Consider the following 22,538-nt stretch of genomic DNA (forward strand, 5'->3'; position numbering starts at 1 on the left):
ATAGTATAGCATGAATGAGAATTAAAACGTTAGGCATTAAGGAAAACTATTGAAAAATTATATGATTTCGTGAAACAATGTATAAGTAGTAATTTTTGTTAAAATCGTGAAGTGGGTGAATGAATTGGTTAATAGCATGACGGGATTTGGTCAAATAGAAGAGAAGATTGATCAAACGACTATTTCCATTGAGGTTAAAACAGTAAACCATCGTTTCTTAGATTTTTCATTTAAAATGCCAAGAGAATTTCTGAGGTTAGAAGACTCAATGAAGAAGAAGATTCGTCAATATTTTAACCGTGGCCGTGTCGAGCTTTACATAAATATTTCTGGTGAAGGAGTAAGGAGTAAATCTATTCAAGTTAACTGGGATCTACTTAATCAGTATTTAAGTGCCTTGGATGACATAAAGGAACGCAAATCTATTTCAGGTGATCTTGAATTTGAAGATATTTTACAACTTGAAGGAATTTTCATAGAAACTGAACAAGGTGAAGTTGATGAATTATTAAAAGAGAAAGTCCTTCATACATTAGAACAAGTCCTACAGCAAGTTAAAGCAATGCGTCAAGAAGAGGGCAAAGCGCTAAAGCAAGATGTTCTTACTAGGATTAGTGAGATTAAACGATTAACAATTGAGTTAAAAGATCACATTCCAGCATTTCAAGAGGAATATAGAATTAAGATTCAAGATCGTATTCAAGAACATATGAAAGATGGCCAACATGATGAATCAAGAGTGGTACAAGAAGTCGCGATCTTGGTTGATAAAGCAGATATATCAGAGGAAATCACACGTTTATTATCACATGTGGAACAGGTTGAAGATACGTTAGCAATGCACCAGCCTATCGGTAGAAAGCTTGACTTTATCACCCAAGAGCTATTAAGAGAGACGAACACAATTGGATCTAAATCTAACCATATTCAGATTAGTCAGATTGTAGTAGCATTAAAAAGTGAAATAGAGAAAATTAAAGAACAAGTACAAAATATTGAATAATATTTGAGATTTTAATGATTTTTAGACTATAATAGTATTTATAGAAAAAACATATGATAATTTATCATGATAAAATCTATAGTTAGGGGAGTATAGAATGAATTTAAAATTAATCAATATCGGGTTCGGAAATGTTGTTTCAGCCAATCGTATTATTTCGATTGTGTCACCCGAGTCAGCCCCGATCAAACGAATTATTACTGTTGCAAGGGATAATAATAAGTTAGTTGATGCTACATATGGAAGACGTACAAGAGCAGTTATTATAACTGATAGCGATCATGTAATTTTATCGGCAGTTCAACCAGAAACTGTTGGACAACGTGTCGTTAATGAAGATATGAACATTGATAACTAGGAGGACTAGTTTTGAAGGACGAGCAAGGGATTTTATTTATTTTATCTGGCCCTTCTGGTGTAGGGAAGGGAACCGTTAGAAAACGGTTATTCGAAGAAGACTCAGACTTACAATATTCAATTTCTGTTACAACTCGAAATCCTCGAGAAGGTGAACAAGATGGTGTTGATTATTTCTTTAAATCACGAGAACACTTCGAAGAGATGATTGAACAAGATGAACTAATTGAGTATGCTGAGTATGTGGGAAATTATTATGGCACACCTAAGCAATATGTAGAAGATACCTTAAAAGAAGGTAAAGATGTATTTCTTGAAATTGAAGTACAGGGAGCATTAAAAGTAAGAGAAAGCTTTCCTCAAGGCGTATATATTTTCTTATTCCCACCAAGCTTAGAAGAGCTCAAGAATCGTATTATTAACAGAGGAACGGAATCGGAGGACTTAATCCGTAATCGACTGTTAGAAGCTAGGAAAGAAATTGAGATGATGGATGCTTATGATTACGTAGTGGTAAATGACGAAATCGAGAAAGCTGTTCATCGTATACAATCTATTGTGATTAGTGAACACTGTAAACGTGAACGCGTTTCTAAACAGTATAAAAAAGCATTAGGGAGTGAATTGTCGTGATTTTAGAACCTTCAGTTGATAACTTATTAACGAAGATTAATTCTAAATATGCTCTTGTAATTGTCTCAGCTAAAAGAGCTAGAGAACTTCAAGAAGAAGGTCAAGCATTAGTAGAAGAACATAAGTCTTCTAAAAATGTTGGTGTTGCACTTGAAGAAATCATGGATGAAAAACTAACATTAGACGAAGAAGTTGTCTAAATTTATAAGGTCGTAAAGATAACAACCTGATCAGTCAGGTTGTTTTTCTTTTTAATAACCGTTCGTGTTAAACTATAGGTATATAACGATCGTTTATTGGAGGAGCAAGTTATGTTAAACGGAAAAAAAGTCTTACTAGGGGTTTCAGGTGGAATTGCAGCCTATAAAGCATGTGCACTGACAAGTAAGCTTGTGCAAAGTGGTGCCGAAGTTAAAGTCATTATGACAGAAGGCGCAACAGAATTTGTACAACCCTTAACATTTCAGGCATTATCTCGAAATCCAGTTTATACAAATGCATTTGATGAAAAGAATCCACAAAAAGTTGCTCATATTGATTTAGCTGATTGGGCTGACATTGTCATCTTAGCTCCGGCTACAGCCCACCTACTTGGTCGTATTGCTAATGGACTTGCTGATGATATGTTAACAACAACACTACTAGCAACGACAGCACCAGTATATATTGCACCTGCAATGAATGTACATATGTATGACCATCCTGCTGTTAAACAAAATTTATTAACACTAGAGAAATATGGTTATCGCTTTATTGAACCAGGAGATGGCTATTTAGCGTGTGGTTACGTTGGTAAAGGTCGATTAGAAGAACCTGAAAATATTATTAAAGTAATAGAGAATAACGAATCACAAGCAAAACCTTTAAAAGGCAAAAACGTATTAATAACAGCGGGACCTACACAGGAATCAGTTGATGCGGTTAGGTTTTTTACTAATCATTCTTCTGGAAAAATGGGGTATTCACTCGCTGAAGTAGCAAACGAATTAGGTGCCAATGTAACGCTTGTCTCAGGTCCAGTTAACCAAAACCCTGTTTCGGGTGTGAATATAATCACGGTGACAACGGCTGATGAGATGTTTGAAGTTGTTAACGAGCGTTTTAAAGATCAAGATATTGTAATTAAATCAGCTGCTGTAGCAGATTATCGTCCTAAAGAAATTACTAATAAGAAATTAAAAAAACAAGATGGACCTCTAGTTCTAGAACTAGAAAGAACAAAAGATATATTGAAAACTTTAGGTGAGCAGAAAGAAAATCAATATTTAGTTGGTTTTGCAGCCGAAACGGATCATCTTAAGGAGTATGGAAAGAAAAAATTAACTAAGAAAAACTTAGATGCTATTGTAATCAATGATATAGGCAATAAAGAAATTGGATTTAAGTCAGAACAAAATGAGGTCCATGTCATAACAAAGAGTGGATTAGACTTATCCATTTCAAAAGGACCAAAACATAAGATAGCAAAGAAACTATTCGAAATATTTCTTGATGATATGGTGGGGGAAACAAATTGAGAATTGCTAAAGTTGTGGTAGATGTTGCAGCTTCACCAATGGATTCTGCACTAGATTATGAAATACCAAATCACCTATTAGACATTGTTCAGCCTGGAGTTCGTGTGATTGTACCACTTGGACCTAGAAAAGTAATGGGCTTTGTTGTCGACCTAAGCAACCATAGCGAATTTGATCGGTTAAAGCCAATCCAAGAGGTGATGGATTATACACCTATCTTAACTGAGGAATTATTAAATTTATCTTCTTGGTTAAGAAAGGAAACTTTATGCTTTAGAATTTCCGCTTTACAAGCAATGCTTCCTGCTGTATTTAAAGCATCATATGATAAAGAGGTTTGGATTATGGATGAACTTGACTCTCTTCCTAAGCCTTTACAAGAAGTGGCTGAGGGAAGAGAGGTTTTTCCTTTCTCTGATTTAAGTGATAGTCATATTACGGATTCTCAAGTTAAACAATACATAAAAGAACAACTGATTGATATTAAATATGTTGTAAAAGGGAAGAATCGTGTTAAAACTTATACTGCGGTTGAAAAAGCCGTAGACGATATGCATATTCTCGAAGAGCTTGAGAATATGAGTTTACAAGCAAAAAAACAACGTGAAGTCTTGACTTATATGTTGCATCAAGAGGAATCTGTATTCTTAAAAGATCTAACGAATGATTTGAATACGACTAGAGCTCCAGTTGAGTCCCTAGTCAAAAAGGGCTTATTAACACTTGTTAAAAAAGAAGTCTATCGTGACCCGTTTGAGACTAAAAACCAATCGCCAACCGAACCATTACCATTAACTAAGTTACAACAAAAAGCAATCGAACCAATACTTGACTCAATTAATGAAACATACTATCAAACATTTTTGCTTCATGGTGTGACTGGAAGTGGTAAAACAGAAGTTTATCTTCAATCCATACAAAGAGTACTCGATTTAGGGAAAGAAGCGATTGTATTAGTACCTGAGATTGCGTTAACACCACAAATGGTTTCAAGGTTTAAAGCGAGATTTGGTTCTGACGTAGCTGTCCTTCATAGTGGTTTATCACAAGGAGAAAAGTATGATGAATGGCGAAAAATTCATCGTAAAGAAGTTCGAGTCGTAGTGGGTGCAAGGTCTGCTATATTCGCACCGTTTGAAAATATAGGTATTATTATAATTGATGAGGAGCATGAACAGACTTATAAACAAGAAGATTATCCTAAATATCATGCAAGAGAAGTTGCAAAAAAGCGCGCATCAGAGCATCAATGCCCAGTTGTATTAGGAAGTGCGACCCCAACGCTAGAATCTTATGCTCGTGCTCTAAAAGGTGTTTATCATCTGTTGGAGTTAACAGAACGTGTTAATGAACAAGCCATGCCAGAAGTTGAAATTGTCGATATGAGAAAAGAACTGCTTCATGGTAATCGCTCTATGTTCTCTGATCAACTAACGGAGAAAATAAATGAAAGATTAGATCGAAATGAGCAGGTTGTCCTTATGTTGAATAGAAGAGGTTATTCTACATTTGTAATGTGCCGTGAATGTGGTGAAACGATTACTTGTGACCATTGTGATATTTCGATGACTTATCACCAACAGCATCATAAGCTTAAATGCCATTATTGCAGTGATGAGCGACCAATGCCTAATATTTGCCCTAATTGTGAGAGTGATGCGATTCGATTTTTTGGAACGGGTACACAAAAGGTTGAGGAAGCATTAAATTTACAATTCCCTGATGCGCGAGTAATCCGTATGGACGTAGATACAACAAGCCGAAAAGGTGCTCATGAAAAATTACTTCAAAAGTTTGGGAACCGTGAAGCTGATGTTTTATTAGGTACTCAAATGATTGCTAAAGGGTTGGATTTTGAAAATGTCACATTAGTTGGAGTGATTGCCGCTGATTCGATGTTACATTTACCAGATTTCAGAGCTTCTGAAAAATCATTTCAATTATTAACTCAAGTAAGTGGCCGAGCGGGTCGTCATGAATTACCAGGTGAGGTAGTGATTCAGACGTACTCACCTGAACATTACAGTGTAGAATATGCTAGCCAATATGATTATGAGTCATTCTTTAATAGAGAAATGCAAGTGAGAAGGCAATTTCAATATCCTCCTTATTATTATTTGGCACTTATTAATATCTCTCATGAAAACCATGTTGAAGCTGTACAGGTGGCTAATGAAGTAGCTACGATTATTTCTAAACATACGACTGGGAATTGCCAGCTTATGGGCCCAACACCTTCGCCTATGTTGCGGATTAAAGATCGCTACCGTTATCAATGCATGTTAAAATATAAAAGAAGAGAAGACGTCAACGGCGCCTTAGAAGAGGTCCTGAAACATTTTCAAAAACAAATTAATCAAAACCAATTGCAGTTAACCGTTGATTTTGAACCATATCATTTTATGTAAGAAGGGATTATTATGACGAAGAAAATTATCTTTATGGGCACACCTGACTTTAGTGTGCCGGTTCTTGAAGCTTTAATAAAATCTGAATATGAAGTTGTAGCGGTTGTCACACAACCAGATCGACCAAAAGGCAGGAAAAGAAAATTAACAGCACCACCTGTCAAAGAAACAGCATTGAAATATAATCTACCAGTGTTACAACCTGAAAAAATTAGACATAATTATGAGGACCTATTGTCTTATAATCCTGACTTAATTGTAACAGCAGCATATGGACAAATTTTACCTAAAGAAATTCTTGAAGGTCCTAAATATGGTTGCGTGAATGTTCATGCATCGCTACTACCTGAATTACGAGGTGGGGCACCTATTCACTATGCCATTATGCAAGGTAAAGATGAGACAGGAATTACGATTATGTATATGGCTGAAGCGCTGGATGCAGGAGATATTATTTCTCAACGTTCAATTAAAATTGATGAAGAAGATCATGTCGGATCACTACATGACAAACTTTCAACAATAGGCTCTGAATTATTAATCGATACGCTACCTGAATTGTTTGACGAAACAATCAAACCTCAAAAACAAAATGATGATGAGGCTACTTATGCATATAATATTAAACGTGAACAAGAAAAAATTGACTGGAATCAGAGTGCACAAGAAATTTATAACCATGTTAGAGGCCTTCATCCATGGCCAGTTGCTTATACCGTATATGAAGAGCAAAACATAAAAATTTGGTGGGTAACTAAAATTAGTGAAGAAGCAAAGGAAACACCAGGAACTATTATTAAAATCGAAGATGACGGCATATTAGTTGCAACAGGTGATCAGAAAGTGATTAAAATAACTGAATTGCAGGTACCAGGTAAAAAACGAATCAAAGCAGAGGATTTCCTTCGTGGATCAAGTGATTACTTCCAAGAAGGAAAACAGTTAGGATGATCTCATGTCAAAGAAAAGTGTAAGAGAAATAGCTTTGAAACTACTTAATCAAGTTGGTGAAAGTGGTGGATTTAGCCACATTTTAATTAACCAAGCAATTTCTAATAATGATTTATCAAATCAAGATAAAGGCTTATTGACAGAGATTGTTTATGGTACGTTACAAAGAAAGCTAACACTTGAATACTATTTAAATCCATTTGTTAAGAAAAGAACTAAGCCTTGGGTTAAGTGGCTCTTGTATATGTCTATTTACCAAATGGTTTACTTAGAAAGAGTGCCCGACCATGCTGTTATTAATGAATCAGTCACCATTGCGAAAAAGCGTGGGGGTAAAGGAACGAGTGGATTTGTAAATGGTGTACTTCGAAATGTCCAACGTCAAGGTGTTCCAAAAACAGACGAAGTAAAAGATCCGATTGAGAAAATCGCTGTCGAAACGAGCCATCCTTATTGGCTAGTTAAGCGTTGGGTTAACATGTACGGCGAATCCATTACAAGAGATATGTGTGAATCGAATCTTGACTCTAAGAAGATATCAATTAGAGTACAACCATTAAAAAACTCAGTTGAAAAAGTAGAAAAGATTCTTGAAGAAGAAGGAATAGAGACAAACCGTTCCGAATTAAGCCAACAAGGTTTAAATATTCTTTCAGGTAATCCATTACATAGTCAGCTGTTTCCGAATGAGATTACGATACAAGATGAAACGTCAATGCTTGTGTCCGAAATGGTAGATGCTCAACCTGGTATGATGGTGTTAGATGCGTGTAGTGCACCTGGAGGAAAGACAACTCATTTGGCAGAAAAAATGCGAAATGATGGTGTCATATTTGCATATGATTTACATGACAAAAAAGTTAAGCTTGTTAAGGAAAAAGCAGAGCAACTAGATTTAACAATTATTAATAGTTCTTCCCAAGATAGTCGTCATTTACATGAAGTACATGAGGAAGGAATGTTTGACAGAATATTGTTGGATGCACCATGTTCAGGGCTAGGAGTTCTAAGAAGTAAGCCTGACATTAAGTATCATAAATCCGAAAATGACATCTATGACTTAGCCAAAATTCAAAGAGAGTTACTAGAATCAGTTTTTCCATTATTAAAGTCTAATGGAACATTGGTATATAGTACGTGTACGGTGGATCGTCATGAAAATGAAGAACAAATTAAATCTTTTTTAGACGAGCATCCAGAGCTTAAGGTCGATTCAACTTTCTTCGAACAGTTACCAGAAAGTTGCCAATCGCTTGATGGAATTTCTGATTATGGAATTCAAATATTTCCACAAGATTTTAATGCAGACGGATTCTTCTTGACGAGATTAGTCAAAGTCTAATTCGTCTGAAATGAGGTGAACTTTGAATGAATGTGTGTTTTGTATCAGATGTAGGTAAAGTTAGAAAAGTCAATGAAGACTCAGGTGGTGTATTCTATAATCAAGCCAATCAGATGTTGACAATTATTGCTGATGGAATGGGTGGTCATAAGGCTGGTGATATAGCTAGCGAATTAACCTCTAATTATATGAAAGAATTATGGGAGCAAACAGTTTTGTTTGATAGCCCTGAAGAGGTAAAAACTTGGTTAATCGATTCAATTCAAGAAACCAACCAACATGTATATACTTATTCCAAAGAAAATCATGATTGTGATGGAATGGGGACGACAATAGTTGCGACGGTTTATTTTAGTGATGTCGTCATAGTTGCTCATGTTGGAGATAGTCGTTTATATCATGTTAATAAAGAAGAAGCGGTTCAAGTAACCGAAGATCATTCTTTTGTCCAACAGTTAGTTAATAACGGGGAACTCACGGAAGAGGAAGCTGAATTCCATCCTAAGAAAAATGTTTTGTTGCAAGCTATTGGTACTGAATCAGATATACGTATTGATGTAAATCTATTTGAATGGGATGATCAAGATTACGTTTTATCGTGCTCAGATGGCCTTTCTAATAAGCTATCAACAGATGATATCTTAGAAGTTTTAAACATGGATCTATCAATTGAAGAACAAGTAGCTAAACTTGTTTCGATTGCAAATGAGAATGGTGGAGAGGATAACATCTCAGTCGTTCTCGTTCAACGTAAAGCGGGTGACACACAATGATGGTAGGAAGAATCATCAATGATCGCTACAAACTAATCCGCCCAATTGGTGGAGGTGGAATGGCAAGAGTATACCTTGCAAGAGATTTAATACTTCAAAGAAATGTAGCGATGAAGATTTTAAGATTAGAATATTCGAATGATCGAGAGTTCATTGAACGATTTAGAAGAGAAGCCGAATCTACGATTAGTCTTTCTCATAATCATATAGTTAATTTATATGATGTCGGACAAGAAGATGATATCTATTATATTGTCATGGAATATGTTGAAGGGATGACATTGAAACAACAAATTCAACAACACGGTCCAGTGTCAGTAGATGAAGCTGTACATATTATGAAGCAATTATCTTCTGCGATTGCTCATGCACATGAGAATGGAATTATTCATAGAGATATCAAGCCGCAAAACATATTGGTAAACCAAGATGGACAAGTTAAAATAACCGATTTTGGAATTGCGATGGCCTTAAGCTCGACGTCTTTAACTAAGACAAATAATGTATTAGGTTCAGTTCATTATTTGTCACCAGAACAGGCACGTGGAGGAACTGCCACGAAGAAATCAGATATTTATTCATTAGGAATTGTTTTATATGAACTATTGACTGGACAGCTACCTTTTTCCGGTGAGTCGGCTGTGTCAATTGCTTTAATGCATATGCAAGAAAATACACCATCAGTTAGAGAATTTAATCCATTAGTACCACAGAGTTTAGAAAACGTTGTGTTAAAAGCAACCGCTAAAGATCCACTACAACGCTATCAATCCATAGAGGAAATGCAACGTGATTTAGAAACTGTGCTAGATCCAGAGAGGGAAGATGAAGAACCCTTTATTGTACCTTTTGAAGATGGTGAGGAAACAAAGGCAATACCCGTAATTAAGGATGACCAATCATTTGATTCGAATACATCCAATCGTGATACCACTAAAGTCATGGATACAGGTGAGCAAGCAGATAAACAAGCTAAAAAGAAGAAAAAGTGGATTCCGATTACATTAACAGCTGTTGCATTAATATTAACGGCTGTTATTATAGCACTTTTCTTTTTACCAAAATGGCTTGCACCAAACGATGTTGTATTACCAGATGTTTCTGAACAAAGATATGATGAAGCTTTAAAACAGCTTACGGAGCTAGGGCTGGAGGTTGAAAGAGAATCTATTTATTCTGAAGAAGTCGAAGAAGACTATGTCATTCGTTCATCTCCTAGTAACGGGTCAACGGTTAAGGAAGGTTCAACCGTGACACTCTACACAAGTATGGGGCGCGAGAAAATCGAGTTTGATGATTACGTTGGCCGTTCATTTGAACAGACAAAAAGATATTTAGAGTCGCGTGGTTATCAAGAGGTTATTTCATATTATGAGAATTCAGAACGTCCTGAAGGTGAGATCATTTCTCAAGTTCAACCAGATCCTGGAGAACAAATTATACCTGAGGAGACAAAAGTAATCTTTAATGTTAGTTCAGGCCCTCCAACAATATCACTACAGTCGTTAAGGGGTTGGTCCCTTACTGAGGTTGAGCAATACATTAAAGATCAAGAGTTAACGCTATCTACTGAAGAAGAATTCTCAGACAATGTTCCGGAAGGGGAAGTTATTAGACAGGAACCAGGTGCTAATGCTGAACTTCAAAAAGGGGACGACGTAAAAGTTTATATTTCTAAAGGTCCAGAGCCAAAGCCAGTTGAACACACTGTTCAAGTGATGGTTGCTTATGAACCATCAAATGAGGGTAATAATGGTAACAGTAACGGCAACGGAAACGGAAATGGAAACGGAAATGGAAGCGGAAATGGAAACGGAAATGGAAACGGAAATGGAAATGGAAATAATCAAGACCAAGAACAGTTTGTACAAATTTATGTAAGTGATGCTAATCGAAGTGACGATCTATATTTGGAAAAAGCGATTAGTAGCGATGAAGTATTTAATATAGATTTAATTATTGAACCTAATGGAAGTGCTACTTATAAAGTGTATCGAGATGGAGAATTATATGATGAGGATGAAATTTCATATGAAGAAGCAGGAGAGAATCCATAAATGATTCAAGGAATAATAATTAAGGCATTGAGCGGGTTTTATGATGTATTAGCGGATAACCAAGTCTATACATGTAAGGGCAGAGGATTATTTAGAAAAAAGAAAATCACCCCTCTAGTAGGTGATTATGTTAAAGTAGACCCTCAATCTGATACAACAGGTACAATTGTATCTATTAAAGAGCGCCAAAATGAGCTCGTAAGACCACCTATTGCAAATATTGATCAGGCTATAATCGTAAGCTCAGTAGTCGAACCGGAATTTAATCCACTATTACTTGATCGATTTTTAGTATTGATTGAGTACAAGGACATAGAACCGTTAATTGTCTTAACTAAAGAGGATTTAACAACAGACGATCAGCTAGATGAGCTTAATCTTTATGCTACTATTTATCGTAAAATTGGCTATGAGGTGTTAATTGTTTCAAAAGTAATGGATGATTTAGATGAAAAAATCTACCCTCATTTAGCTAATAAATTATCAGTTATTGCTGGACAATCCGGTGTTGGTAAATCAACTCTACTAAATAAGTTAGATGGAGAATTGGATATTGAAACTGCTAATATATCTAAGAGTTTAGGGCGTGGGAAACATACAACCCGTCATGTTGAGTTATATTCTATAGGTGATGGATATGTTGCAGATACACCAGGGTTTAGCTCATTAGACTTTAATGAAATTGAACTTGAAGATTTACGTTTTTGTTTCAGAGAGTTTCTAGACTATCAAGATGAATGTAAGTTTCGCGGTTGTTTACACATGAATGAACCTAAATGTGCTATAAAGTCTGGTGTTGAGAATGGTGACATTGCACAATTTAGATATGACCATTATCAGAACTTTTTTGAAGAAATAAAACAAAGAAAGCCGAGGTATTAAATATGACGAAAATCGCACCATCCATTTTATCCGCTGATTTTTCAAAATTAGCTGAAGAAGTAAAAGACGTAGAATCAGGATCAGATTACATCCACATAGATGTTATGGATGGCCATTTTGTACCCAACATTACCATTGGTCCTTTAATTGTTGAATCAATTAGACCAATTACAAATTTGCCATTAGATGTACATCTAATGATAGAAAGTCCTGAAAATTATATACCTCAATTTGCTAAAGCAGGAGCAGATATTATTTCCGTTCATCAAGAGGCTTGCCCACACTTGCATCGAGTCGTACAACAAATTAAAGCCGAAGGTGTTAAAGCAGGTGTAGTTATTAACCCCGGAACACCAGTAGAGTCCATTAAACCTGTCTTAGATGATGTTGATCTAGTTCTAGTTATGACTGTCAATCCTGGATTTGGTGGACAATCATTCATAGACTCAACATTATCAAAAATAGAAGAATTAAAAGCATTTAAAGAGAGTCATGGATATCAATATGAAATTGAAGTAGATGGTGGAGTGAAAAAAGAAACAGCGAAAAAATGTGTTGATGCTGGTGCTGAAGTATTAGTAGCTGGGAGTGCCATTTATAATCAACCAGATCGCTTAAAAGCAATCCAAGTAATTAGAGACTCTGTTAATTAAGGTGATGGTATGTCGATGAAAATTGGAATAGTAGCGGCAGGACCAACAGATGAAATACCAGACTTAAATCAATATACAGACATTAATTATTGGATTGGTGTAGATGAAGGATCAAAAATTTTATATGATTCAGGAATTCAAGCAAACTTAGTGATGGGAGATTTTGATTCACTAGATGAAGACTTGGTTGAACATATAAAAGCCTGTGCTCAATCTAATAAAGAATTTTCTTCTATAAAAGATGAAACTGATTTGGAATTAGCTTTTATAGAAGCAATTAACCTGTCACCTGAACAAGTTCTTGTATTCGGAGCTACAGGTGGCAGATTAGATCATGCTTGGATGAATGTCCAGTTGATGAAGATGTTTGCTGATCATAACATTGATGCTTGGTTAATTAATAACCAAAATGAAATGACCTTAAAATTGCCGGGGACTTACAGTATCATGAAAGATTCATCTTTCCCATTTGTTTCATTTTTACCGTTTTCTAGTAAAGTGACAAACTTAAATCTATCTGGCTTCCGTTATCCTCTAGTTGATACAACTATTGTTCAAGGCTCATCTTTAACCATTTCGAATGAATGGTCAGAAAAAAAAGGTACTTATTTTTTTACCTCAGGCATATTATTAGTTATAAAGAGTCGTGATTAATCTTTTAACATCGTAAGTGTAGTATAGGAGGGGGAAGATGAGATTTTATACTGTGAAGCTTCCTAGATTTATAGGTGGCCTAGTCCGCGGCATTATGAGTCTTTTTAAAAAATAACAAAAAAGCTACCTGATTAACTCAGGTAGCTTTTTTGTATATATCATTTTAATTAATTAAACGCGTTCAACTTTACCAGATTTAAGTGCGCGAGCTGATACGTAAACTTTTTTAGGCTTACCGTCAACCATAATGCGTACTTTTTGGACGTTAGATTTCCATTTACGTTTTGAAGCGTTCATAGCGTGAGAACGGTGGTTACCAGTTCTAGTTTTACGACCAGTTACTTGACATTTACGTGCCACTATAATTCCCTCCTAGCATTCAAACAAATCTCTATAATCTTTACTTAACTAATTTACCATATGGATTCAATGTTTTCAATAATTGTTGTAAATCTTATCAAGTTTTTTAACTTGACAGGGCTGTATACCTTTTCATTTTATTATCCTTATAGTAAAATAACCGTAGTCATGAACCGAGGAGGATGGATATGTCGATTGAAGTACGTAATGAATATGGAACGGTTTCGATCTCAAAAGAAGTCATTACGACAATTGCGGGTGGTGCCGCCGTTGAATGTTATGGTATTGTAGGTATGGCATCACGCAAACAGTTAAAAGATGGCTTATCTGAAATACTAGGTAAAGAAAACTTCTCTAAAGGTGTTGTCGTAAGAAACGAAGAGGGCAATATCGATATTGATATGTACATTATAGTGGGATATGGAACAAAAGTGTCAGAAGTGGCACATAACGTACAAAATCAAGTAAAGTATTCACTAAAGAAAATGATTGGTTTAGATGTTAACACCGTCAATATTTATATCCATGGAGTGCGAGTTACTTCTTAGGTGAACATCGCTTGTTGAAGGAGGAAAAAGAGAGTGTCTAATCGAACGCTAAATGGTGAACAGTTTGCGCAAATGATCTTACTTGGTGCGCATCATTTGTCTAATCAGGCAAATATGATTGATTCTTTGAATGTTTTTCCAGTACCTGATGGTGATACAGGTACTAATATGAATTTAACGATGACTTCTGGTGCGAAAGAAGTCGAGAAGGTTACTTCTAATCACATAGGGGAAGTTGCCAATTCATTTGCTAAAGGATTATTAATGGGTGCAAGAGGAAACTCTGGCGTTATATTATCCCAGTTATTTAGAGGTTTTTCTAAAAGTGTACAGGACAAGGAATCTTTAGAGCTGGATGATTTAGCAGATGCATTACAATCTGGTGTAGATACAGCATATAAGGCTGTTATGAAACCAGTAGAGGGAACGGTATTAACAGTTGCTAAAGATGCGGCAAAAGTAGGTACTGAAGCAGCCAAAACATCTGAAACGGTGGTTGAGTGGTTTGAAGCGGTTTTAGAAGAAGCTAAGCAATCACTTGAACGCACACCTGAATTATTACCTGTATTAAAAGAGGTAGGCGTTGTTGATAGTGGTGGACAAGGTTTAGTAACAGTATATGAAGGCTTTATTGCTTCTTTAAAAGGTGAAGAATTACCTGCTAATTCATCACAGCCTTCAATTGATGAAATGGTGAACGCTGAACACCATAAAATGCACCAAGATTTTATGAACACAGAAGAAATTGAATTCGGATATTGCACTGAATTCATGGTTAAATTTGAAGAAGAGAAACTGACTAAAAATCCATTTGATGAACAGCAGTATCGCGAAGAGCTTAGTGAACATGGTGATTCATTATTAGTCGTTGCAGACGATGAAGTAGTTAAAGTTCATATTCACGCTGAGTATCCGGGTGAGGTAATGTCCATTGGTCAACGCTACGGAAGCTTAATTAATATTAAAATTGAAAATATGCGTGAACAGCATTCTGCTATTGTAGATGACTCAAAACCTAGTGCAGCTCAAGCACCTGCACAAGATCAAGTACGTTCTAAAATGGCAGTTGTAACCGTTGCGATGGGTGAAGGAATTAAAACAATGTTTGAAAGCCTGAATGCAAATATTGTCATTGAAGGCGGACAAACCATGAATCCAAGTACTCAAGACATCGTTGAGGCGATTAACCAAGCTAATGCGGATTACGTTTTAGTACTTCCAAATAATAAGAACATTATTATGGCGGCGGAGCAGGCAGAAGAGTTAGTTGATTGTGAAGTAAAAGTAGTTCCAACTAAAACAGTACCTCAAGGTATGACTGCTATGTTATCTTATAATCCAGAGGCTAGTTTAGACGAAAATCATGAAGCAATGTCTGAGGCATTACAATTCGTTAAAACTGGTCAAATTACGTATGCCGTTCGTGATACACAAATCGATGGGAAAACTATTGAAGAAGGAAACTTCATGGGCATCTTAGATGGAAGCATTGAATCTGTTCATACAGATAAAATGAAAACAATCTATGACTTGCTACAACAAATGATTGACGATGAAGAAGATGAAATCGTAACGATTCTTCAAGGTGAAGACGGTACGAGTGAAGAAGTTGATCAAATTGAACAATACATCGAAGAAAACTTTGAAGATATTGAAATTGAAGTTGTAGAAGGAAAACAACCAATTTACTCATTCATTTTTTCAGTGGAATAATATATATCTAATAACATAACAAGCTCAGTTTGAGGTGATCTCCTTAAACTGAGTTTTTTTGTGATCTCTATAATATTTGTTGGGGGAATATTTTCTGATAATTAACTATAAGTCTTTGAGGATAACCTTCCAGTTAGGCCTTCCCTTTCCACGGGCGATCCGCGAGCCTCCTCGAACTCCACTAACGTTTTCTGTTGGGTCTCGCCTGGCTCGCTTCTCCCGTAGGAGTGTCAGGCCTACCTGGATTTCTCTAGAAAAATTTAACCTATATAAAACGATCCTATCGTTTAAATCCAAAGGCATTAAGCTTAATCACTTTAGTTTTCTTATAATAGAAGTAAAATCCGGCCGCCACAGCCAAAAATGATTTCTAAATTTTTCTAATTATATGGTAAAATGAAAAACAAATATTAACAGGTGGTATAAGTATGAAGTTTAATACGAGTGATGGGGAATCGATTTACTATGAAGTAAGTGGTCACGGGATTCCCTGTGTTTTTATGCATGGTGGTCCAGGATATTGGAGTAAATCTTTCCAACATTATGTCGAAAATTCATTAGAAAATGAATTAAAAATGATTTATGTTGACCAACGAGGATGTGGGCGATCAGGGGCTTGTACAAACCAAGATTATTCACTAAATAGACTTATCAATGACTTTGAAGAGTTAAGAAGACATTTAGGCATTGAACAATGGATTGTTTTGGCTCATTCTTTTGGTGGCATCATTGCTGTTAATTATGCTAAACAATATCCTTTACATACTAAATCGTTAATACTGTCTAATGTGACCTTACATATGAAAAAGTCTTTTGAACATCAAATTAATCAATCTTATAAACTGTTAGGTCGAAAGAACGTTGAATTTAACTCTAAGAATCTTGAAGACTTGCTTAACGCTTACTTTGACGTTGTTAATGATATGATTGAAAACAAGTTGTTTGACCAATTGCAATTTATTAACATAGAAAACAAAATACATATGAATATCATAGATGAAGAATTTAGTACTGATCCAAACTTTCAACAGGAAGTATTCTCATCAGAAGAATATTTCCAAGACTTCACACCTCTAACAAAAACGATTGAACAACCGACATTTATTATAGGTGGAGAGTTTGACCATTCTGTCGGGCCAAGCCATCACGATAATTTTCAGTTTAATCAGTCTATCACCAAAGTTTTGAAAACAAGTCACCATCCTTACATTGAAAATATAGATGAATTTTCAAAAGAAGTTATTTATTTTATTAGGCATGAGGATAAAAACTTGTTATAAAAAAGTCGATTTTAGGTAAATTTTTACATAGTTGGGAGTGGCGAATTGTGAAAGATTGGTGGGAAAGAAAGAAAAAGAAGAGTAGGAAACACAAAAAAGGCCGTGAGCAATATACATTTTTAGATTTTATTTTGGATATCATTTTATGGTTGCCGGAGGTTATTCTTTTACCCTTAAGAATGATATTTTGGTTATTTAGGGGAATAACAAGAAACATTTTTGACACTTTTTGATTTGCTTTCTATAGTAAATTAAAAAACTAACCCGAATAAACGGTAAGTTATTAAGCCGTCATTCGGGTTAAGGAACGTATCTATAGTAATGCTTTTATAAAGAATTCAATTAAGAATAAACTTGAAATAATTATGAGTATTGGTGATAGCTGATCCTTCTGTCTAGTGACAAGTTTTATTATCGGATAAGCAATGAAACCGAACGCCATACCATCAGCAATGCTATAAGTGAATGGGATCATAAACATAATTAAAAACGTCGGAAATGCTTCAGTCAGGTCGTCAATTTTAATATATTTAATGTTCTGCATCATAAGAACACCAACTATAATTAATATTGGACTGATGGCACTAGATGGAATCATTGATATATAAGGTATGAAGAAAAATGTTAGTAAAAACAAGATTCCTGTCACAATGCTTGCGATTCCTGTGCGAGCTTTAGAAGCAATAACTGCCGCTGTCTCAGCTGCTGGAATTGTCGGAGATGTTCCGAAAAAACCACTTAATAGTGCTGAAAGTGCACTACTGCGATTAGTGCGTTGGAATGCATCAGGGCGGTTTAGCATGTTTAGCTGGCCGTGTATTAATCCCATACTTTCAAAAATTAATACGATTGATAAAGGAAGAACCGCTATCCAAAAAGCTAGTTCACCGATATGCCCAAATTCAGGCATGATAAATAAATCGGAAATCCCACTTACACTTAAGCTTTCACCTTTCTTCGTGTCCAATACCCCAAAAATTGAGGCGAACCATGAACCAATAATCATTGTAATTAAAAAATTTGCTGGAACATTCTTAACGAATAATAATATTCCCACGGTTAAAGATAATAGGCTCACAATCACGGTTGGTGAAGAAAAGTCTCCTAGTGTGATAATGGAATAGTCACCACTTACGATAAGGCCACCATTTTCTAGTCCTATTAGTACTAAGAACAGACCTAACCCTATAGTGATTCCGTGTTTAAGTGAATCTGGTACGGCTTGTTTAAAAAGATCTCCTAAAGGTGTAATAGCCGTGATTAAGAATATTAAGCTGGAAACGACTACAATGCCTAACCCCTCTGCATAGGTGAAATCATATTGTTGGACAATTGAAAACGTAAATAAAACGTTCACACCCATGCCTGGGATAATGACAACCGGAACTTTAGCCCAGAGTCCGACTAAAATACTTCCGATAAAACTAGCTAAAATTGTGGCAATCATCGCTTGCTCTCTTCCTATACCTGCTTCTGATAGGATCGAGCTATTAACAGCTACGATGTAAACTGTCGTTAAATAGCCGATAATGCCAGCGATTACCTCAGTAGGCAACTGTTGATTATTAAGTTGTTTCATTTAAACTCCTTCTTTATGTTGTTAGCCCTCACCCACCCAGGTAGTTTACCCAAAACGTATTATAACGATAAATAGGTGTTACTTTCAAATAACTGGTTGGCTTTTATTCTATTTCCATTTAGAATAGAACTAGAAAGATATTAAGGTGGTGTATTTCATGAAATACAGATCAGTGTTTGATATTATTGGTCCAGTTATGATTGGTCCGTCTAGCTCACATACAGCTGGTGCAGCTAGGATTGGAAAGATGGCACGTCAATTATTTGGACGACAACCGAATTGGGCTAAGATTTATTTGTACGGTTCTTTTGCTAAAACGTATAAAGGACACGGTACGGATGTAGCGATTATTGGTGGATTATTAAATTACGATACATTTGACGATAGAATTAAAGATGCATTCCGTTTCGCTGAAGAAGCGGGGATGGAGGTTGAGTTTATAGAAGAGGAAGGCTCATCAGACCATCCGAATACAGCCCGTATCAAAATAGGAGATGACGACGGTGATTTTGAATTAGTCGGTATTTCTATAGGTGGCGGTAAAGCTGAAATCACTGAATTAAACGGATTTGAATTAAGGTTATCAGGTGGGTCTCCTGCGATATTGGTAATGCATAATGATCGTTATGGAGCCATTGCATCGGTAACAAAAGTTTTAGCAGAAAAAGAGATTAATATTGGTCACATGGAAGTCGTGCGAAAAGAGCAAGGTAAAGATGCCATGATGGTTATTGAGACTGATCAACCAATCCCTGATGAGATGATGAGTGAACTTAAAACTTGTGATCACATCTTGAAAGTTGTAACGATCGCTGACTAGAGGGGAGTGACAGAAATGTTTAGAAGCGTAAGTGAACTATTACAAATAACAGAAGAAAAGAATATTCCGATTTCAGAAGTTATGATTCTTCAAGAAATCGAAGAAAGTGGTAAAACTAGAGAAGACATATTCTCAGAGATGGAACGCAATTTAGATGTTATGGAAAAAGCTGTAGAAGACGGGCTTAAAGGTGTAAAATCAACTTCTGGTTTAACAGGTGGTGACGCGGTACTCATTAATAAATATCGCGAAGAAAAGCAACCGCTTTCAGGAGAATTGTTATTAGATGTCGTAGCTAAGGCAGTATCAACTAATGAAGTTAACGCTGCTATGGGCACAATTTGTGCAACACCAACGGCTGGAAGTGCTGGTTGTGTTCCAGGAGTGTTGTTTGGGATAAAAAATCGGTTAAATCCAACGCGTGAAGAAATGGTTAGGTTTTTATTCACAGCTGGTGCTTTCGGGCAAGTAATCGCTAATAACGCGTCTATTTCAGGTGCTGCAGGTGGTTGTCAGGCCGAGGTTGGTTCTGCAGCAGGTATGGCGAGTGCAGCGGCGGTAGAAATGGCTGGTGGAACGCCACAACAATCGGCTGAAGCTATGGCCATTACACTTAAGAATATGCTTGGACTAGTCTGTGATCCAGTAGCAGGCTTAGTTGAAGTACCGTGCGTTAAACGTAATGCAATGGGTTCATCTCAAGCAATTGTGTCTGCTGACCTTGCACTAGCAGGGGTAACAAGTCGTATACCTTGTGATGAAGTCATAGGAGCTATGTACCAAATTGGACAGAAAATGTCTTCTACATTAAAAGAAACAGCAGAAGGTGGTTTAGCTGCAACACCTACAGGTAAAGCTTTAGCAGCTAAAATTTTCGGTTCTGCTGCTGAATAGAAAAGAGAAAGAGTGATTAAGTTGTTTCATGATCCGGTCGACGTTATACCGAGTGTCGGTGATAAAACAAAAGAACAACTCGAATTATTAGACATTACGAAAGTGGGAGATTTACTCTTCCACTTTCCTTTTCGTTATGATTTTTTTGAATTAAAACCGATTAATGAAATACAACATGACGAAACAGCGACGATTCAAGGCCAAGTCGTATCAGAACCTAATGTTAGTTATTTTGGAAGAAAGAAATCACGGTTAACCTGTACACTTCAAGTCGGTGTTGTTGCTATTAAAGCAGTGTTTTTTAATCAAGCATTTCTAAAAGATCGTATTAAAAAAGGTGAAACAATTACAGTAACAGGAAAGTGGGATATGCATCGACTTCAGATTACTGTTCAACAACTACAACCTAAATCTTTTAATGAAGATCAAACAATTCAACCGATCTATCACTCGAAAGGTAATTTAACGACTAAACAAATAAAGAAATTAGTGTCTTATGCTTTGAAGTCATCTTTAGAAGAAGTTGAAGAAATGCTTCCAGAGAAATATTTAATCGAATATAAACTACCTTCTAGAAGACAAGCAATCAAAGAACTACACCAGCCTTCTTCAAAAACTGCTTTAAAGCATGCCAAAAGGCGATTTATTTTTGAAGAGTTGTTTATTTTTCAACTGAAAATGCAATGGATTAAATCACATAACCGAGCAAAATCAAAAGGTTCATCTAAAGTTTACGATAAACAATTAGTAGAACAGTTTATTAGATCTTTAGGTTTTACTTTAACTAACAGCCAAAATAGAGTATTAGAGGAAATTCTAAATGATTTAAAGCAACCCTATCGTATGAACCGATTGCTGCAGGGGGATGTTGGTTCTGGTAAAACAATTGTTGCTGCAGTTGCGTTGTATGCTACATATTTAAGTGGACAACAGGGTGCTCTAATGGTTCCAACAGAAATTCTTGCCGAACAACACGAAGAATCTTTGAAGGAACTTTTTGGTGACCTTCTCAATGTTGAGCTATTAACTGGATCAGTCAAAGGAAAAAAGCGTCGAGAACGGTTAGAAAGTATTAATAATGGTGACGTTGATATTGTAGTTGGGACACATGCATTAATACAAGATGATACGTTATTTAAAGATTTAGGCTTAGTTATTGTTGACGAACAACATCGATTTGGAGTCGCGCAACGTAAAACATTAAGAGATAAAGGTCTACACCCGGATGTATTATTTATGACAGCAACTCCAATTCCTAGAACGTTATCAATCACGACTTTTGGTGATATGGATGTTTCTGTCATTGATGAGCTGCCAAAAGGTCGACAACCAATAGAGACTTATTGGGTAAAAGAAAATATGATGGACAGAGTGCGCCAATTCATGGTCAGCGAAGTGAATAATGGGCATCAAGCTTATGTTATTTGTCCGCTAATCGAAGAGTCGGATCAACTTGATATTCAAAACGCAGTGGATGTATATGAAGAACTTCAAGAAGAGCTTCCTAACCATATAAATGTAGGGCTGATGCACGGACGTTTGAATGCTCATGAAAAAGATGAAGTGATGAGAAGTTTTGCTGAAAATGAAACCCAAGTTCTAGTATCAACAACAGTTGTTGAAGTAGGTGTTAATGTACCTAACGCAACATTAATGGTTATATATGATGCTGAACGGTTTGGGTTAGCACAATTACACCAATTAAGAGGACGTGTTGGTCGTGGTTATCACCAAAGTTATTGTATCTTATTAGCTGACCCTAAAGGTGATACTGGTAAGGAACGTATGAGAGTAATGACGGAAACAACTGATGGGTTTACATTATCAGAGCATGACCTTCAAATTAGAGGACCCGGGGACTTTTTCGGTAAAAAACAAAGTGGTCTACCGGAATTTAAAGTCGCAGACCTTGTTGAAGACTATAGAGCCTTAGAAGTTGCAAGACGTGATGCTGTTGATGTGTTGAAACATAATTTACTTGAAAATGACCCAGAATATAAACAATTGAAAGTCTTAATTGAGTCAGATCCTAAAATTCAAGAACGAATTTTTGATTAAAGGATTGCAAGAAGTCTAAAGGTATTATATATTACTATTAGGACCTAGTCATAATA

23 protein-coding genes are annotated in these 22,538 nt (G+C 36.0%); 21 read left to right on the forward strand and 2 right to left on the reverse strand.

What is annotated here, in order from left to right:
• Positions 1-106: 106 nt before the first annotated feature.
• The 14 genes from ACTWQB_RS08605 (at position 107) to spoVM (ending at position 13,345) form a co-directional block, all read left to right on the forward strand.
• The gene (locus tag ACTWQB_RS08605; protein ID WP_443138780.1) at positions 107-1,003 is read left to right on the forward strand and encodes a YicC/YloC family endoribonuclease; all 897 of its coding nucleotides are present in this window, start codon (positions 107-109) and stop codon (positions 1,001-1,003) included.
• Between the two features lie 97 nt (positions 1,004-1,100).
• Positions 1,101-1,361 (forward strand): extracellular matrix/biofilm regulator RemA, encoded by a 261-nt coding sequence (remA, locus tag ACTWQB_RS08610; RefSeq protein ID WP_054751566.1) that lies wholly within the window; start codon positions 1,101-1,103, stop codon positions 1,359-1,361.
• 11 nt (positions 1,362-1,372) lie between these two features.
• Complete coding sequence (gmk, locus tag ACTWQB_RS08615) at positions 1,373-1,993, forward strand: guanylate kinase (protein ID WP_443138781.1); 621 nt, start codon at positions 1,373-1,375, stop codon at positions 1,991-1,993.
• Positions 1,990-2,193 carry a DNA-directed RNA polymerase subunit omega gene (gene rpoZ / locus ACTWQB_RS08620; RefSeq protein ID WP_443138782.1) on the forward strand — a complete coding sequence of 68 codons (204 nt, stop codon included), beginning with the start codon at positions 1,990-1,992 and terminating at the stop codon, positions 2,191-2,193. Before gmk ends, rpoZ begins: the two co-directional genes overlap by 4 nt.
• Positions 2,194-2,304: 111 nt before the next feature.
• Complete coding sequence (gene coaBC / locus ACTWQB_RS08625; protein WP_443138783.1) at positions 2,305-3,510, forward strand: bifunctional phosphopantothenoylcysteine decarboxylase/phosphopantothenate--cysteine ligase CoaBC; 1,206 nt, start codon at positions 2,305-2,307, stop codon at positions 3,508-3,510.
• Complete coding sequence (gene priA / locus ACTWQB_RS08630; protein WP_443138784.1) at positions 3,507-5,918, forward strand: primosomal protein N'; 2,412 nt, start codon at positions 3,507-3,509, stop codon at positions 5,916-5,918. The genes coaBC and priA overlap by 4 nt, the downstream gene beginning before the upstream one ends.
• A 12-nt stretch (positions 5,919-5,930) precedes the next feature.
• Entirely contained in the window at positions 5,931-6,869 is a 939-nt protein-coding gene (gene fmt / locus ACTWQB_RS08635; protein WP_443138785.1) for a methionyl-tRNA formyltransferase, read from the forward strand.
• Positions 6,870-6,873: 4 nt separating this feature from the next.
• Positions 6,874-8,211: a 16S rRNA (cytosine(967)-C(5))-methyltransferase RsmB gene (gene rsmB / locus ACTWQB_RS08640; protein ID WP_443138786.1), complete on the forward strand. Its 1,338-nt coding sequence runs from the start codon at positions 6,874-6,876 to the stop codon at positions 8,209-8,211.
• Between the two features lie 26 nt (positions 8,212-8,237).
• The gene (locus ACTWQB_RS08645; RefSeq protein ID WP_443138787.1) at positions 8,238-8,984 is read left to right on the forward strand and encodes a Stp1/IreP family PP2C-type Ser/Thr phosphatase; all 747 of its coding nucleotides are present in this window, start codon (positions 8,238-8,240) and stop codon (positions 8,982-8,984) included.
• Positions 8,981-11,041, forward strand: coding sequence for a Stk1 family PASTA domain-containing Ser/Thr kinase (gene pknB / locus ACTWQB_RS08650; protein ID WP_443138788.1), 2,061 nt, complete (start codon positions 8,981-8,983; stop codon positions 11,039-11,041). Before ACTWQB_RS08645 ends, pknB begins: the two co-directional genes overlap by 4 nt.
• Positions 11,042-11,923 (forward strand): ribosome small subunit-dependent GTPase A, encoded by an 882-nt coding sequence (gene rsgA, locus ACTWQB_RS08655; RefSeq protein ID WP_443138789.1) that lies wholly within the window; start codon positions 11,042-11,044, stop codon positions 11,921-11,923.
• A gap of 2 nt (positions 11,924-11,925) precedes the next feature.
• Complete coding sequence (rpe, locus tag ACTWQB_RS08660) at positions 11,926-12,576, forward strand: ribulose-phosphate 3-epimerase (RefSeq protein ID WP_443138790.1); 651 nt, start codon at positions 11,926-11,928, stop codon at positions 12,574-12,576.
• A gap of 15 nt (positions 12,577-12,591) precedes the next feature.
• The gene (locus tag ACTWQB_RS08665) at positions 12,592-13,230 is read left to right on the forward strand and encodes a thiamine diphosphokinase (protein WP_443138791.1); all 639 of its coding nucleotides are present in this window, start codon (positions 12,592-12,594) and stop codon (positions 13,228-13,230) included.
• Positions 13,231-13,267: 37 nt separating this feature from the next.
• Positions 13,268-13,345, forward strand: a complete 78-nt coding sequence (gene spoVM / locus ACTWQB_RS08670; protein WP_443138824.1) for a stage V sporulation protein SpoVM — start codon at positions 13,268-13,270, stop codon at positions 13,343-13,345.
• Positions 13,346-13,401: 56 nt separating this feature from the next.
• On the opposite strand, the gene rpmB is transcribed toward spoVM, so the two are convergent.
• The gene (gene rpmB / locus ACTWQB_RS08675) at positions 13,402-13,590 is read right to left on the reverse strand and encodes a 50S ribosomal protein L28 (RefSeq protein ID WP_377327872.1); all 189 of its coding nucleotides are present in this window, start codon (positions 13,588-13,590) and stop codon (positions 13,402-13,404) included.
• Between the two features lie 188 nt (positions 13,591-13,778).
• Here rpmB and ACTWQB_RS08680 point away from each other — a divergent pair, with 188 nt between their 5' ends.
• The 4 genes from ACTWQB_RS08680 (at position 13,779) to ACTWQB_RS08695 (ending at position 17,364) form a co-directional block, all read left to right on the forward strand.
• Positions 13,779-14,138 (forward strand): Asp23/Gls24 family envelope stress response protein, encoded by a 360-nt coding sequence (locus tag ACTWQB_RS08680; protein WP_443138792.1) that lies wholly within the window; start codon positions 13,779-13,781, stop codon positions 14,136-14,138.
• Positions 14,139-14,171: 33 nt separating this feature from the next.
• Positions 14,172-15,851, forward strand: a complete 1,680-nt coding sequence (locus ACTWQB_RS08685) for a DAK2 domain-containing protein (protein ID WP_443138793.1) — start codon at positions 14,172-14,174, stop codon at positions 15,849-15,851.
• A 428-nt stretch (positions 15,852-16,279) separates the two neighbouring features.
• On the forward strand, positions 16,280-17,131 hold the full coding sequence (locus tag ACTWQB_RS08690; RefSeq protein WP_443138794.1) for an alpha/beta fold hydrolase: 852 nt from the start codon (positions 16,280-16,282) through the stop codon (positions 17,129-17,131).
• A 47-nt stretch (positions 17,132-17,178) separates the two neighbouring features.
• Positions 17,179-17,364, forward strand: a complete 186-nt coding sequence (locus ACTWQB_RS08695) for a hypothetical protein (RefSeq protein ID WP_443138795.1) — start codon at positions 17,179-17,181, stop codon at positions 17,362-17,364.
• A gap of 80 nt (positions 17,365-17,444) precedes the next feature.
• Here the strand turns inward: ACTWQB_RS08695 and ACTWQB_RS08700 are convergent, their stop codons facing one another.
• The gene (locus ACTWQB_RS08700) at positions 17,445-18,710 is read right to left on the reverse strand and encodes an NCS2 family permease (RefSeq protein ID WP_443138796.1); all 1,266 of its coding nucleotides are present in this window, start codon (positions 18,708-18,710) and stop codon (positions 17,445-17,447) included.
• Positions 18,711-18,867: 157 nt separating this feature from the next.
• Between ACTWQB_RS08700 and sdaAB the strand changes: the two genes are divergently transcribed.
• The 3 genes from sdaAB to recG are packed head-to-tail and all read left to right on the forward strand — an operon-like array spanning position 18,868 to position 22,482.
• The gene (gene sdaAB, locus ACTWQB_RS08705) at positions 18,868-19,530 is read left to right on the forward strand and encodes an L-serine ammonia-lyase, iron-sulfur-dependent subunit beta (RefSeq protein WP_443138797.1); all 663 of its coding nucleotides are present in this window, start codon (positions 18,868-18,870) and stop codon (positions 19,528-19,530) included.
• A gap of 15 nt (positions 19,531-19,545) precedes the next feature.
• Positions 19,546-20,424, forward strand: a complete 879-nt coding sequence (gene sdaAA, locus ACTWQB_RS08710) for an L-serine ammonia-lyase, iron-sulfur-dependent, subunit alpha (protein ID WP_443138798.1) — start codon at positions 19,546-19,548, stop codon at positions 20,422-20,424.
• Between the two features lie 21 nt (positions 20,425-20,445).
• The gene (recG, locus tag ACTWQB_RS08715) at positions 20,446-22,482 is read left to right on the forward strand and encodes an ATP-dependent DNA helicase RecG (RefSeq protein ID WP_443138825.1); all 2,037 of its coding nucleotides are present in this window, start codon (positions 20,446-20,448) and stop codon (positions 22,480-22,482) included.
• Positions 22,483-22,538 lie beyond the last annotated feature (56 nt).

The organism is Piscibacillus sp. B03 (assembly GCF_052246295.1).
Taxonomy (GTDB): domain Bacteria; phylum Bacillota; class Bacilli; order Bacillales; family Alkalibacillaceae; genus Piscibacillus.